Origin of the sequence: Cupriavidus cauae, from assembly GCF_026210475.1 — a bacterium.
GTDB classification, from domain to species: domain Bacteria; phylum Pseudomonadota; class Gammaproteobacteria; order Burkholderiales; family Burkholderiaceae; genus Cupriavidus; species Cupriavidus cauae.
In genome coordinates, this window is sequence record NZ_CP080294.1 from 2167745 (window position 1) to 2180821 (window position 13077).

The 13077-nt window shown below is 64.0% G+C and carries 10 protein-coding genes, 1 pseudogene and 1 other annotated feature; of the genes and pseudogenes, 7 read left to right on the forward strand and 4 right to left on the reverse strand.

Annotated elements, in window-relative coordinates:
* Nucleotides 1-19: 19 nt before the first annotated feature.
* The 5 genes from KZ686_RS24970 to KZ686_RS24990 all read left to right on the forward strand — a co-directional run bounded on the left by KZ686_RS24970 (nt 20) and on the right by KZ686_RS24990 (nt 5980).
* Nucleotides 20-3055 carry a heavy metal translocating P-type ATPase gene (locus tag KZ686_RS24970; RefSeq protein WP_170265910.1) on the forward strand — a complete coding sequence of 1012 codons (3036 nt, stop codon included), beginning with the start codon at nt 20-22 and terminating at the stop codon, nt 3053-3055.
* Nucleotides 3045-3539: a signal peptidase II gene (lspA, locus tag KZ686_RS24975; protein ID WP_053821794.1), complete on the forward strand. Its 495-nt coding sequence runs from the start codon at nt 3045-3047 to the stop codon at nt 3537-3539. The genes KZ686_RS24970 and lspA overlap by 11 nt, the downstream gene beginning before the upstream one ends.
* Entirely contained in the window at nt 3496-4359 is an 864-nt protein-coding gene (locus KZ686_RS24980; RefSeq protein WP_082371465.1) for a helix-turn-helix transcriptional regulator, read from the forward strand. The genes lspA and KZ686_RS24980 overlap by 44 nt, the downstream gene beginning before the upstream one ends.
* A complete protein-coding gene (cadR, locus tag KZ686_RS24985) occupies nt 4356-4781 on the forward strand; it encodes a Cd(II)/Pb(II)-responsive transcriptional regulator (protein WP_053821795.1) in 426 nt (141 codons plus the stop codon). Before KZ686_RS24980 ends, cadR begins: the two co-directional genes overlap by 4 nt.
* 737 nt (nt 4782-5518) lie before the next feature.
* A complete protein-coding gene (locus KZ686_RS24990; RefSeq protein WP_407648637.1) occupies nt 5519-5980 on the forward strand; it encodes an OmpH family outer membrane protein in 462 nt (153 codons plus the stop codon).
* Here KZ686_RS24990 and KZ686_RS24995 read toward each other — a convergent pair.
* A protein-coding gene (locus tag KZ686_RS24995; protein ID WP_085960508.1) for an IS3-like element ISRme15 family transposase occupies nt 5871-7120 on the reverse strand; the annotation gives its coding sequence in 2 pieces (ribosomal slippage) (nt 5871-6826 and nt 6826-7120; 1251 coding nt in all). The two genes, KZ686_RS24990 and KZ686_RS24995, sit on opposite strands and share 110 nt — an antisense overlap.
* Nucleotides 6711-6827 (reverse strand) — a sequence feature (AL1L pseudoknot). Its footprint overlaps the gene before it by 117 nt.
* A 39-nt stretch (nt 7121-7159) precedes the next feature.
* On the reverse strand, nt 7160-7477 hold the full coding sequence (locus KZ686_RS25000) for a hypothetical protein (protein ID WP_151023056.1): 318 nt from the start codon (nt 7475-7477) through the stop codon (nt 7160-7162).
* A 417-nt stretch (nt 7478-7894) separates the two neighbouring features.
* Between KZ686_RS25000 and KZ686_RS25005 the strand changes: the two genes are divergently transcribed.
* Complete coding sequence (locus tag KZ686_RS25005; protein WP_053823089.1) at nt 7895-9820, forward strand: cytochrome c/FTR1 family iron permease; 1926 nt, start codon at nt 7895-7897, stop codon at nt 9818-9820.
* A gap of 182 nt (nt 9821-10002) precedes the next feature.
* Nucleotides 10003-10179 (forward strand): annotated as a pseudogene (locus tag KZ686_RS25010) (DoxX family membrane protein); the annotation flags it as partial.
* 23 nt (nt 10180-10202) lie between these two features.
* Here KZ686_RS25010 and KZ686_RS25015 read toward each other — a convergent pair.
* Together KZ686_RS25015 and KZ686_RS25020 are read right to left on the reverse strand one after the other, a co-directional pair.
* Entirely contained in the window at nt 10203-11708 is a 1506-nt protein-coding gene (locus tag KZ686_RS25015) for a tyrosine-type recombinase/integrase (RefSeq protein ID WP_004635319.1), read from the reverse strand.
* Complete coding sequence (locus KZ686_RS25020) at nt 11705-12643, reverse strand: DNA-binding protein (protein WP_004635320.1); 939 nt, start codon at nt 12641-12643, stop codon at nt 11705-11707. Before KZ686_RS25020 ends, KZ686_RS25015 begins: the two co-directional genes overlap by 4 nt.
* Between the last annotated feature and the right edge of the window lie 434 nt (nt 12644-13077).

Consider the following 13077-nt stretch of genomic DNA (forward strand, 5'->3'; position numbering starts at 1 on the left):
CATATACAGAAAGAGGCGAATGATGAAACTCGACCAAGCCCATGCCGAAAGTGATGCGAGATCAACTCAAGAAAGGAAGAAGGCGGAGGACCTGAACGGCGCGACATCCGTCTTCCGCATTCCCAACATGGATTGCCGCAACGAAGAAGCGGCAATCCGTGCACGGCTTGCCAAATTGCCAGCGGTAGAGTCCCTTTCGTTCGACCTTCCCCAGCGCCGCCTCACCGTCCGGCATGGGCTACCGAACCCGGGGCCGTTGCTGGAGGCCCTCCATGAGATCGGCATGCAAGCATCGATGGAGGACGACGGCGAAGCCGCGGGCAACGCCGCTTGCGGATCCGCGTGCGCTGGATCCTGCGCCGGCAGCCAGAGCGCTGCGTTAGAAGAGTCAAAAGACACATTCACGATTCCAAACATGGATTGCCGCTCCGAAGAGGCGGCGATCCGCGCGCGGCTGGAGCCGTTGGCCGGCGTCCGGTCGCTCGAGTTCGACCTACCCGCACGCCAGCTGTCTGTCGTCCACACCTTGTCCTCGGTGGAACCCCTGCTGACGGCGTTGCAATCGATCGGCATGCAGGCAAGGCTGGGCGAAGACACAACTCCTCCGGGCGCGAATTGCGCAGCGACAACGGAGACTGCCTGCGGTCCCTGCGGCACGCCCCCCGTCTCCTTCGTCCCTGCAGCCACGGGCAATACCACGCAGTTCCTGATCACAAACATGGACTGCCCCACCGAGGAAGCTTTGATCCGCAAGCGCCTAGGCAAGGTGGAGGGCATCGAACGCCTCGACTTCGACCTGATGAATCGCCGACTGGAGGTGCAACACCGCCTGCCCGATCCGGCACCGGTCCTCGGCGCACTGCGCGAGATCGGCATGCATGCCACGGTCGAGCGCGAGGCAGGGGCAAGTTCCAAGGGACGAGCCACCTACTTGATCGAAAAGATGGACTGCCCGACCGAAGAGGCGCTGCTGCGCAAGGCGTTGGAAGGCATGCCGGGTGTCAGCAGCCTGCAGTTCAACCTGATGAGCCGGACCCTGACCGTCAGCCATTCGCTGAAGGACGAGGTGCCAATCACAGCGGCCATTGAGCGACTTGGCATGCAGCCGGTGCTGCGCGACCATAGTCGGCCTGCCCCCGCAGTCACGAGGGACTTTGGCACCGGCATTTCGAAGGCGGAGTGGCTGCGCATGGGGGCCGCCGGCGTGCTGGCGGTTGGCGCGGAAGTCCTCACATTCGCCGGGATGGGTGAATCGGCATGGCCGGTGGTGGCCGCGTCGCTGGCGGCCATTGCGTTGGGCGGTATCGAGACCCTGAAGAAAGGCTGGATCGCGCTGCGCACGCTGTCACTGAACATGAACCTCCTGATGACGATTGCCGTCATCGGTGCCGCTTTGATCGGCCAGTGGCCGGAAGCCGCCGTGGTGATCTGGCTGTTCGCCATCGCGGAGATGATCGAAGCGCTAAGCCTGGACCGGGCGCGCAACGCGATTCGCAAGCTGATGGACCTGGCGCCGGAAACCGCACTCGTCCGCCAGGACGACGGTCGCTGGCAAGAGGTCAAGGCCGAGACAGTGCCGCTTGGAGCCGTCGTGCGCGTTCGTCCCGGCGAACGTATCGCCTTGGATGGGGTCGTGGTGTCGGGCGCATCAGCCATCAACCAGGCGCCCATCACCGGCGAAAGCATGCCCGTGGAAAAGAACCCCGGCGACACGGTGTTCGCGGGCACGATCAATGAGCGCGGCACATTGGAATTCGAAGTGCACTCGCGCAAGGGAGAGACCACGCTCGACCGTATCGCGCGCTCGGTCCAGGAAGCCCAAGGCCAGCGCGCGCCGACGCAGCGTTTCGTTGATCGTTTCGCGAGCGTCTATACCCCCTCTGTCTTTGCGCTGGCGATCGCCATTGCCGTGATCCCGCCGCTGTTCTTTGGGGCGCCTTGGTTCGAATGGGTCTACAAGGCGCTGGTGATGCTGGTGATTGCTTGTCCCTGCGCCCTGGTGATCTCGACACCGGTGACGGTCGTCAGCGGCCTGGCTGCGGCCGCGCGGCGTGGCATCCTCGTCAAGGGTGGCCTGTACCTGGAGCAAGGGCGTCTGCTGCGCGCGGTGGCACTGGACAAGACTGGCACCCTTACGCACGGCCGCCCGGCGCTGACCGATACGGTACCGACGGGCGCGCTCTCGGAGACGGAAGTGCTGCGCATTGCCGCCAGCCTGGATGCGTTGTCCGAACATCCAGTGGCCACAGCTATCGTCAACGCCTACGGCGACAAGCCGCACGCCTCAGTGCAACGCTTCGAGGCTCTGGCTGGCCGTGGCGTCAAGGGCGACATCGACGGCCAGACCTACTACGTCGGCAACCACCGCCTGGCAAATGAGCTTGGCGTGGCCAGCGAGCAGGTCCGCAAGCTGCTGGAGAGCCTGGAAGCGCAGGCCAAGACAGCAGTGGTGCTTGCCACCGATAAGCAGGCACTGGGTGTCCTGGCAGTTGCCGACACGGTCCGGGACAGCAGCAAGCGTGCGGTAGCGGCGCTCAAGCAGTTGGGCGTAGAGCCGGTGATGCTTACCGGCGACAACCGCAAGACCGCGGAAGCGGTGGCCGCCCAGGTGGGCATCACCGACGCGCGCGGCGACCTGCTGCCGCACGACAAGTTGGCTGCGATCGCAGAGCTTGGCGCGAAGGCGCCGGTAGGCATGGTCGGGGATGGCGTCAACGATGCGCCCGCGCTGGCCAAATCGAACATCGGCTTTGCGATGGGCGCTGCTGGCACCGACACCGCGATCGAGACCGCCGACGTGGCGCTGATGCAGGACGACCTGCGCAAGCTGCCTGAGTTCATCAAGCTGTCGCGCCGGGTGGGTGGCGTGCTGAAGGCAAACATCGCCTTCGCGATCGGTACCAAGGCGGTCTTCATGGTGCTGGCCTTCACCGGCCATGCCAGCCTGTGGCTCGCGATTCTTGCCGACATGGGCGCAAGCCTGGCCGTGGTGTTCAACGGACTGCGCCTGCTGGGGACCAGCCCCTCCACTGAGAGTGACCACCATGCGGGCTGATCGCAGCATTGGCCTGGGTTTCGTATTGGCGGCCCTTATCGTGGCGATGGATATCGGGACGAAAGTAGCCATCGTGGCCTGGGTCGACTACGGTGCAAGCCTCGACTGGCTGCCCGTCCTCAACGTCGTGCATGTGCTGAACCGAGGTGCCGCCTTCAGTTTTCTGCACGGCGCGGGGGGCTGGCAGCGATATTTTTTCATTGGAATTGCCTTGGCGGCCTCCGCGTTCCTTGTGTACATGATTCGGCGTACTGGTACCACCGATACCGAGCGGATCAGCTACGGACTGATCTTGGGCGGCGCGTTGGCCAATATGATCGACCGGGTCGCACGCGGAGCGGTGGTCGACTGGATCGATCTTCATTGGGGTTCGTACCATTGGCCGGCCTTCAATGTGGCTGACATCGGCATCACACTCGGTGCTGCCTTGATCGTGTTCCATGAGCTCTTCGGCAGAATGCAGGCACGCCCAGCCCGCGGATGAACACGAAGCATCCGACAGGCAGCCGCTGCTGACCATCGGCCGCGGCTGGGCCATTTACATCGGACCGATAGAGGCCGGTCGGTTGCACCGACATCAAGCAGCTCAGTTGGCATGGAGCAAACAGGGGATGTTGCTCCTCGAAGGGGCCTGGGGCGGATTGCAGGCCCCGGGACATTTTCTTGCGGCCGGGGTGCCGCATCGTCTCGTAGCGGCCGGCCCGGTGCGCATGGTGTTTCTCGACCCGACCATGCACAGCGTTTGCCCTACTGGCCGTCGGCCCGCAGCCACGATGGCGCCGAGCCCCGTGCAGGCGGATATGCTGGAACATGAGCTGGACCGCTGGCTGCGAGGCGCAATGCCGTCTGAAACAGCGAATGTGTCACAACCTGCCACGGAGGCTTCGCGTTGGGCTGCGGTCCTCCAGTGGCTGGAAACGTCGCTGGAGGGACCCGTGCATGTCGCACATGCCGCCGACGCCGTAGGCCTGTCGTCCTCCCGTTTCATGCATTGGTTCGCGGAGGCGAGCGGACTGTCGTTCCGGGCGTACGTGCGTTGGTTGCGCCTGCAGCGTGCGGTGCGCACCCTCTCCGATGGTTGTACGCTCACCGAGGCTGCTCATCTCGCCGGCTTCGCCGACAGCGCGCACCTGACGCGCACCTTCGTGTCCACATTCGGAGTCCGGCCAGCGCCGCTGCGTGGCGCTCGGATTGTCTGTACGGCACAGTCCAAACCTCCATTCACACTGCACGGACTTGAATTTGTCGACACCATCCGGCATGGAGGGCGTCAGACAGGAGCCCAACAAAGGGGAAAAGCATGAAGATCGGCAAACTTGCTCAAACCGCCGGCACCACGGTGGAGACTATTCGCTTCTACGAGCATGAAGGCTTACTGCCGGCGCCGGCTCGTTCCTCTGGAAACTACCGACTCTACGCTTCCCAGCACCTTGAGCGGTTGGCGTTCATCCGCCATTGCCGCTCGTTGGACATGACCCTGAACGAGATTCGGTCCTTGCTGCGTCTCAAGGATGCGCCCCACGAGGACTGTGGAGAGGTCAACGTCCTGCTAGAAGGCCACATTCGACACGTGGCGCGCCGCATACAAGAGTTGATGGCATTGGAACGTGACCTGAAGCAATTGCGCAGTCAATGCGGTCTGTCGCGAGAGGCCAAGGACTGCGGCATTCTGGAGGGCCTTACGAAAACAGCCCATCAGACACCACAGCTGTTGGGAGAAGAGTAGGGACGCGGATCCCACGAAGGACTACAGGCAGATCCGCCTTCAGCGAACGCTTTCCTGTCGCCGGCGCTAAGCGGCATGTGCGCCACCCCAAACAGCGCAGGCGGAAGCGTTCCCGACGCGCAAGGCAGCCTCTGCCATAGCCCCGCAGAAAGGCACAGACTCCCAAGTGCGCCTCCCAAGCCGCCAAAACGTCTGCCGGGAAATGCATGCCTGCGACCAGACGCGACCAGCCAACAAGGTCCACGCCAGTTTGGGCTAGCCCCTTCTAGTGCTTCATCTAGCACTGTGTAGCTGCCATAGGGTCAAGGAAAACGCTACGCGTTTGCCGAACTTTTCTCCTGAAGTGCGGCGCGGGTGCTTTGTTCGTAGCAGGCGGCATATATGCGTGCAGCCTTGTCTTGACCCTGTAGCCACTACATGGTGTCAAATCGCACCGACATATCAGCTGACAGGCTGCCAATGAGAGGCGCTGGGCTAAAGGCGACCGGCCATATCATTGGGGCATGCCTCGGCACTGCTCTATAACCTGCCGAGCGCGGGATCCAAGCCGACCGATCCAATGTGCTGCAACATCTTCGATTTCACTACACTCGAGCCCATGAATTTCTGCATGCCAAACGCCACTCCGAGAAGTAACCGGTAACCGCCATACACTCACAAAAGGTACGGCTCCGTCGCTCATGCAAACGCCAACCCCACATCCGAAAACTCTGATAGCGGCGGCGCTGTCCGCCGCCATGCTGTGCGCGGTAGGACCGGTGCTAGCGCAGCCAGCGCGCATTGCCGTAGTCAATTCCGAACTTATTCTGCCGGACTCGTTGCCAGCCAAGCAGGCCCACAACAGGCTTGCACAGGAGTTTTCCACGCGCGACCGTGAACTGCAGGACATGGACCGGAAGACCAGGGCCTTGGCTGACAAGCTCGAGAAGGAAGCGGCCGTGCTCACAGATCTTGACCATCAGCGCCGCCAGCACGAAGTGGCCGAGCTGACCCACGAATTCCAGCGCAAGCAGCGTGGATTCCGAGAGGACTTGCAACAGCGCCGCAACGAGGAACTGAATCGCCCCGGTTTTCGCGGAGGCTGTTTGGTTAAAGTAAAACGGCCTCGTCGGCGGTTTTGCCGAGTTGGTTGTAGTAGTTTGCCTCAGCCTCGGCGGGCGGGATATAGCCGATGGATGAGTGCAGGCGCTTATGGTTGAACCAAGCGACCCATTCCAGTGTTGCCAGTTCGACGGATTCCCTGGTTTTCCAAGGCGCGCGGCGATGGATCAGCTCGGCCTTGTACAAGCCATTGATCGTCTCGGCCAAGGCGTTGTCGTAACTGTCGCCACGGCTGCCGACCGACGGCTCGATGCCGGCTTCGGCCAGGCGTTCGCTATAGCGGATGCTGACGTACTGCGATCCCCTATCGGAGTGGTGGGTCAGAGAACCGTCGTTGCCAGGCTGGCGAGCGTATAGGGCCTGCTCCAGCGCATCGAGCACGAAGTCCGTCGTCATGGATTTGCTCACGCGCCAGCCGACGATGCGCCTGGCGTAGACGTCGACGACGAAGGCCACGTACAGCCAACCCTGCCATGTCGAGACGTAGGTGAAGTCCGAGACCCAGAGCTGATTGGGACGGTCGGCCCGGAACTGCCGGTTGACGCGATCCACCGGGCGACTGGCGGCGTCGTCAGCGATGGTCGTTCGCAGCCGCTTGCCGCGCCGCACACCTTGCAGTCCCTGGGCGCGCATCAATCGCTCGACCGTGCAGCGGGCAACCGTCACGCCCTCGCGGTTCAGTTGCCGCCAGACCTTGTCGGCGCCGTAGACGCGATGGTTCTCCTGCCACACTCGCTGGACTTGCGGCATGAGCCGTTCATCACGACGCGCACGGTCGCTGCGCCGTGACGGATCACGCAGCCGTGCGGCATGGCGCCGATAGGCCGACGAGGCAACCTGCAACACCTTGCAGATCGGCTCGACCCCGTAAACCTCCCGGTGCCGGTCGATGTAGGTGTTTACGACTTCAGCTTGCGGTCGAGCTCCGCCTGCGCGAAAAAAGCGCTGGCAGTGCGCAGGATGTCGTTGGCGCGGCGCAGCTCTCGGTTCTCCCGCTCCAACTCCTTGATGCGTTCTCGCTCGCTGGTGGTGACGCCTTCGCGCTGTCCGCTGTCGACTTCGTGGCGCTTGACCCAGGTCAGCAGCGTCTGCGCCGAGCAGCCGATCTTGGGCGCGATGGACTCGACCGCCACCCACAGCGACGGGTACTCGCCGCGCGACTCCTGCACCAGGCGCACGGCGCGCTCGCGCACTTCCGGGGAAAACTTGTTTGCGTTGTTCTTGCTCATGGCTCGCATTCTCTCAAGAGTGAGAGCCTCCGCAAAACCCGGGGCGATTCAGTGACCGAACACGGCAGCCGGCCGCGGGAAATCGAAGAGAAACTTTGATGCTCCAACTACAGCAAATGCCATACCGAATGCGACTACAAATCGTGCCAAGTGAGCCTGTAGCTCCAACGAACGATCTACATCCGAGGTTGTTCTTGACCAGACCCAAAAGCCTCCCATGACAACAGGCGCGGTCCAATAGTTGCCCAATAGGTAGCTAAACAGCTTGGCCAAAGGCAAGAACATTGCCGGCGTGCCTTCATTGACCAGTAGGAAGATCTCTCGATTCCAGCCGCTCCAGTCGTAGAGAACAAGTGCCCAACTCATCGGATCACCATCCTCCGCCCCTCGCATCCCACCATACGGTAAGGACTCGCGATATGGGAGCGTTGGGTTCTATTGTTCGCAATCGTGCGAACGCCTGAAAGCCGAGGCGGAGGGTCGCCCGAAGTTGTGCGCACCTCACGTAAGCGCATTGCACCCTCCCGCATCTTGCACGCGGCTGCACTTGGCTCGACCCCATACGAGCAATCCGCCGGAAGTCCCCATCGGTTTGTGTTGCGCTGACTCAAAGTAGGTCGCCAGTATTGACTAACGTTGTTATTTCTACGCCCTCTAGCGGCTATAGAGTCAAGCGCGATTCCCCATACTTCCATCACCAAGATGGGTCGCTCGCGCAAACGATATGAATTACAATCATTCGCATTTGTCCGCGAAAACTGCCGCCCGCCCGGCGTGTTCCTCATGCAAGCCCTGCGCATCCTCTCCCTCGTTCTAGTCTCCTTGGCGCTATCCGTCTCGACGGCTTTGGCCGAGCCTCTATCCACGCAAGACAAGGCCAAGCAAGTCTGGCAATTGCTGGACTACCTTGCCGTTGACTATGGCGGTTCAGTCAACGATGGCCGCATCACCAATGAGGCTGAATATGCCGAGATGCAAGAGTTCGCGCAGACGGTCGCGCGACAGCTAGGCGAATTGCCGCCAGGACCCGCCTCCGAACAACTAGGCAAGGAAGCTGGCGCATTGCGTTTGTCCATCGCAGCGAAGGCCTCGCCAGAAACTGTCGCCGAACTGGCTCGGAAGTTGGCCAGCGGCGTCCTCACAGCCTATCCGGTTCCTATGGCACCAAGCAAGGCGCCTGATTTGCAGAACGGGGCGAAGCTCTATCAAAGCCATTGTGCGTCCTGCCACGGCGTATCCGGTAACGCGGACGGCCCCCTCGCAGCGAAACTCAACCCGCCCCCGATTGCGCTGGCCGACCACGCGCGCGCGCAGGAACGCAGCGTCTTTGCCTTGCAACAGATCATCACGCGCGGCGTGGAGGGAACATCGATGCCGGGCTTTGCCCATCTCTCCGAAGACGACCGATGGGCTCTGGCCTATTTTGCTTCGACGCTGTCTTATTCAGATACTGACCGCCAGGCGGGCGCCAAGCTTTGGACTGCTGAACCGGGGCTGCGCGCGGCGGTTCCCACGCTCGACAAGCTTAGCCAGACCTCGGAGGCGGCACTTGCTAAATTCGTGGGTGCACAGACCTCTCGTGATGGTCTTGCATACCTGCGAAGCTCACCGGACGTACTGGCCGCATCGACCACCGATAGTCTCTCAATCGCCAAGGAAAAGCTGAAGGAAAGTGTCACTGCGCTTGACAAGGGAGACACGCGGGCCGCATCGCAACTGGCTTTGTCCGCATATCTTGATGGGTTCGAACCAGTTGAGCCTGCGTTGGCTGCCAAGAACCAGGCTCTCTTCCTGGACATCGAGAAGACGATGGGACTCTATCGAAATGCCGTCGCGAATGGCCAGGCAGAGCGCGCGCATGACATCGCAGCGCAACTGCAGTCAAGGCTGGACGAGGCGCAGGAAGCGCTCGCAGGCGCCAATGACGCATTCTCGACCTTCCTTGGCGCCTTTACGATCCTGCTTCGTGAAGGGCTTGAAGCGCTGTTGGTAGTCGTAGCCATGCTGGCGTTCCTCAAGAAGGCCAATCGCACTGACGTCCTTCCCTACGTTCACGCGGGTTGGGTCACTGCGCTGGGAGCCGGTGGATTGACGTGGGCGGTAGCTACCTACGTCGTTGATCTGAGCGGCGCTAGTCGCGAAATGACCGAAGGCTTCTCCGCGGTCTTCGCGGCGGTCGTCCTACTCGGCGTCGGCATGTGGATGCACCAGAAGAGTCTGGCGGGACGCTGGCAATCGTACGTGAAGGAAAAGCTGTCGTCGGCATTGAACAGGAAATCGGCGTTTATGCTCTTCCTGCTATCGTTCGTCACGGTCTACCGGGAAGTATTTGAGACCGTGCTCTTCTACGCGGCCCTGTGGTCCGATGGCAACGGTGCCTACATGCTCGCGGGACTCGGTTGCGGTATTGCTGTGCTGGCAGTGATTGCGTTTCTGCTCCTGCGATCGACGGCGCGTTTGCCGATTCGACAATTTTTCGCGTTCAGCTCCGCCTTGGTTGGCGTGCTTGCCGTGGTCCTGATTGGCAAGGGCGTGGCGGCACTGCAGAAAGTTGGCCTGTTGCAAGTGACGCCGCTCTCTATGCCGCGTATCGATGTCTTGGGCGTTTACCCCTCTGTGCAAACCATTGCCGCGCAAGTGGCTATTCTCCTCATCATCGTTGCCAGCGTGACCTATAACTTGCGATCGCAACGTACCGCGAGGGTGTGAGCCCCTGTCAGGCGCGAAGCTTTGTTCGTCGACCATTTCAAAGTCAGCGATTTGGCCCAAATGTGGCGGACTTTTTGCGACTACCTTCCATTCGCGGCAGGATCGATGGACGGCATGGACATGTAGGGCTGCCAAGGATGTCACGCAACTGTCGTGCTGTGCGGGCTGAGAAAAAGCCAACCTTCTGGAACTCGGCGATCGCCAAGCTGGCCAATTGGAATGCCGCCCTCGACCTGTTCCGCGAGGACTACCGGGTGCCGCTGGTGCCCTCGGAGTCTGCGGCCTGCCTGGCGGTGTCAATCGAGCTGACCGCCCCAGCTTTGCTGTTGCTGGGACTGGCGACCCGCGCCGTGGCGATGCGACAAGGCAACGCGCGCTGTCGCTACGGCCCATCATCCGCAAACGTGGCATCGACAAAGGCCCGCAACTGCGTCAGGTCGGTCCTGGCATAGGCCGCCGTGGTCTGCACCGAGGCGTGGCCGAGCAGCGCCTGGGCGGCCGGCAGCGGCACCTGGTGGTCGACCACCAGTGTGCGCGCATAGGCATGGCGCAGCCAGTGCGGGGAGGCCGCGCGCAGTAAGAGCGCCTGCGCCGGCTCGCGCGCCTGCAGACCATCGGCCACGGCCGCAAAGATCGCCTTGACCTCCCGGTACAGGCCTGCCGACTGTAGCGCTTCGCCCTTGTTGCCGTGGATTACAGGCAGCGCCTCGTGCGCCGGCGGCTCGGACGGCAGGCCGCGTGCTTGTCGGTAGGCGCGCAATACCGTCACGCACGGCACCGGCAGCGGAATGGCCCGTGCCTTGCGCCCCTTGCCGCAGACATAGAGCGTCCACCGCCCGGGCGCCTCGGCCTCCAGGCGGGGCAGTGCGATCTCTGTCGACCAGGCCAGTTCCGCCAGGCGCACGCCGGCGTAACGATACAGCGCCCAAATCGCGCGCCGCCGCTGCGCCGCCAGCGTGTTGGTCGTGTTGGCGGCGGCAAACTCCGGCGCCTCAAGCCAGGCATCGCACGCGGCCAGCAGCGCTGGCGGGATCAGCCGCGTCGGCGCGAAGCCGGCCCGGGTGCGGCTGCCGGCGGACAGGCCCGCGGCCGGATTGGCATGCAAGTAGCCGGTGTCGTACCAGTAGCCGTAGAGGCTTGCCACCACCGCCAGCGCGCGCGTGCGGGTCGCTTCTGACAAGGGCGGCGCGGCGTCCTCCCTGCCGGTCTCCCCGTGCTGCAGCGCGTGCCGGTAGCCGAGCAACCGCTGGCGCGTGAGGTCCGAGAGCGGCCCAAGCTCGTGCGCGCCGCACCAGCGCATCAGGCGGCGCAGTTCGGCGCCATAGGCGCGCAACGTGTGGGGCGAGCGCCCGGTTCGGTCGCGCAGGAAGAGCGCCAGCGCCTGTGCATCGTCGGCGGCGCCGAGCGTGTTGGCCGCCGCGTGCGGCTGGGCGAAGCGGCCGGCGCGCGTGAGCCACGCGTGGTCAGCAGGGCCGTAAGCGGCCAGCCACGGGTTCGCCGCGACAGCTCCCCTCGCTTCCGCGGCGGTCGGCACCGTTGCTTCGCTCGCTAAGGCGGCGGTGGACCGGATGCGGCGCCGGTGCGTGTGCAGCAGCCGCGCGAGGACCGTCTCCGGGCGGGGCGCCAGATCCGCCGTCACCGTGCGCAGGCGCCCGCGCTCCCAGTATTCGACTGCCCCATCGTGCGCCAGCAGCAGCTTGAGCACGGTCGGCTGCGCGGCCTTGGCGTCGGCCAGCGAGCCATAGCGGCGCTTGACGCGCGCCAGCGTCCAGTGCGCGTAGACCGGGTGCCCGAGTGCCTCCGCCAGGTAGGCGAGGGCCGCCGCGACGGTGGCCGGCAGTGGGCGCGGCGGCACCGCGCCCGTATCGATCCAGTCGGCCGGCTTCATGACTGGGCGGTCCGCTTGGCGGCCGCCTTGCCCGTCGATCTGGGCACGCGCGTCTTGGCCGCTGGTGGCGCCGCGGCCAGGGTCGCACGCAGCAGCTCGTCGAGCTGGGCGCGCTGGCTGGCGGTGACGGCCTTGAGTGCGCTCGCCTCGCCCGCGGCGGTCTGGCGCGCGGCCCGCTCGCTGGCCAGGTCGGCGTCGAGTCGTGCGCGCTCGTCTTCCAGCGCGGCGATGCGCCGCTCGGCGAATTTGAGTTGGGAGGCCAGTTGCGCGCGCTCGGCCCGCACCGCGTCGCGCTGGTGCGCGGTTTCCTGCAGGAGCTGCTTCGACAGCGCCTCGTAGCGCGCCTGGGTGGTGGCGATCGCCTCGGTGTGGGTGCGCTCGCCCGCCGTGGCGCGCTCCTGGGCGGTCGCCAGCGCCGCCTCGAGCTCGCCCCGGCGTGCGGCTTGCTCATCGGCGCGCGCGCACGCCGCCGCCTGGGCGGCGCACGCTACGGCCAGCGCGGTGTCGCGCGCGGCGAGCTGGCCGCGCACCTCGCTCAGTTCGGCCCGCAGCAGCTCGACCCGCAGTTCGGCCTCGGCGCGGGCGGCCTCGGCGGTGTCGGCTGTGGCTTGCGCCTCGCGCTTCAGGCGCACCACGTCGTCGAGCTGCACCGCGACCGCGGCCTGCCACAGCGCGCGCATCGCTTCGGCGATCTCGACCGGAATCTCGGGCAGGGCGAGGTCGGCCAGGCCCGAGCGCACCACCTCGGCCTCGATCGCGTTGAGCGTACGCGACAGCGTTGCAGGGTCACCGCCGCCCAGGCGGTCACGCAGCTTGCGCACCGACACCACGCGGCGAAAGCGTGCGGCCGTGGGCGGCGCCGCGTCGCCGGCCTCGGTGAGCATGGCCAGCACGGTGGCGCGGATCTGGTCGGGGGTGGCGGCGAGGCGGGGCATGGCAGTTTCCGGAGGCGCATTTCAGCCTATCTTACGCACATACCTAACGTTAGAAAAGCCATTTATGTGTTGCTTGGGAAAACCAAAGACGGATAAATCTAGTTATCTTGCGGAAACAATGGCTTCCAGCCACAGGGCGCGCTTGGCCGCGCGGCGGGGGCGGTCAACGTTCCAAAACCAAGGGGAAAAGGACCAGTCAGCAAGTGACTGATTTGACTAGGGTTTTAGGGTGGGCATCACCCTGGAACCCGCATGGCTGCTACGGGTGGCTACCCCGGTAAATTGCGGCGAAATCAAGGGGACCCCTGATCCAGACATTCGTCTATTCGCTGGCCTGGCCGCATATCCAGTGGGCGGCGATGCTGGTGGTGCGGCTGCGCCCGGGTGCGGGTAACTAGTCGCTGGACGAACTGTAGGGGGCGAGCACTAACCGT

What these genes read in the sequence shown, in the direction of transcription:
- KZ686_RS24970 (WP_170265910.1), top strand. Translation starts at nt 20, where the DNA reads ATGATGAAACTCGACCAAGCCCATGCCGAAAGTGATGCGAGATCAACT.
- lspA (WP_053821794.1), top strand. Translation starts at nt 3,045, where the DNA reads ATGCGGGCTGATCGCAGCATTGGCCTGGGTTTCGTATTGGCGGCCCTT.
- KZ686_RS24980 (WP_082371465.1), top strand. Translation starts at nt 3,496, where the DNA reads ATGAGCTCTTCGGCAGAATGCAGGCACGCCCAGCCCGCGGATGAACAC.
- cadR (WP_053821795.1), top strand. Translation starts at nt 4,356, where the DNA reads ATGAAGATCGGCAAACTTGCTCAAACCGCCGGCACCACGGTGGAGACT.
- KZ686_RS24990 (WP_407648637.1), top strand. Translation starts at nt 5,519, where the DNA reads ATGCTGTGCGCGGTAGGACCGGTGCTAGCGCAGCCAGCGCGCATTGCC.
- KZ686_RS25000 (WP_151023056.1), bottom strand. Translation starts at nt 7,477, where the DNA reads ATGAGTTGGGCACTTGTTCTCTACGACTGGAGCGGCTGGAATCGAGAG.
- KZ686_RS25005 (WP_053823089.1), top strand. Translation starts at nt 7,895, where the DNA reads ATGCAAGCCCTGCGCATCCTCTCCCTCGTTCTAGTCTCCTTGGCGCTA.
- KZ686_RS25015 (WP_004635319.1), bottom strand. Translation starts at nt 11,708, where the DNA reads ATGAAGCCGGCCGACTGGATCGATACGGGCGCGGTGCCGCCGCGCCCA.
- KZ686_RS25020 (WP_004635320.1), bottom strand. Translation starts at nt 12,643, where the DNA reads ATGCCCCGCCTCGCCGCCACCCCCGACCAGATCCGCGCCACCGTGCTG.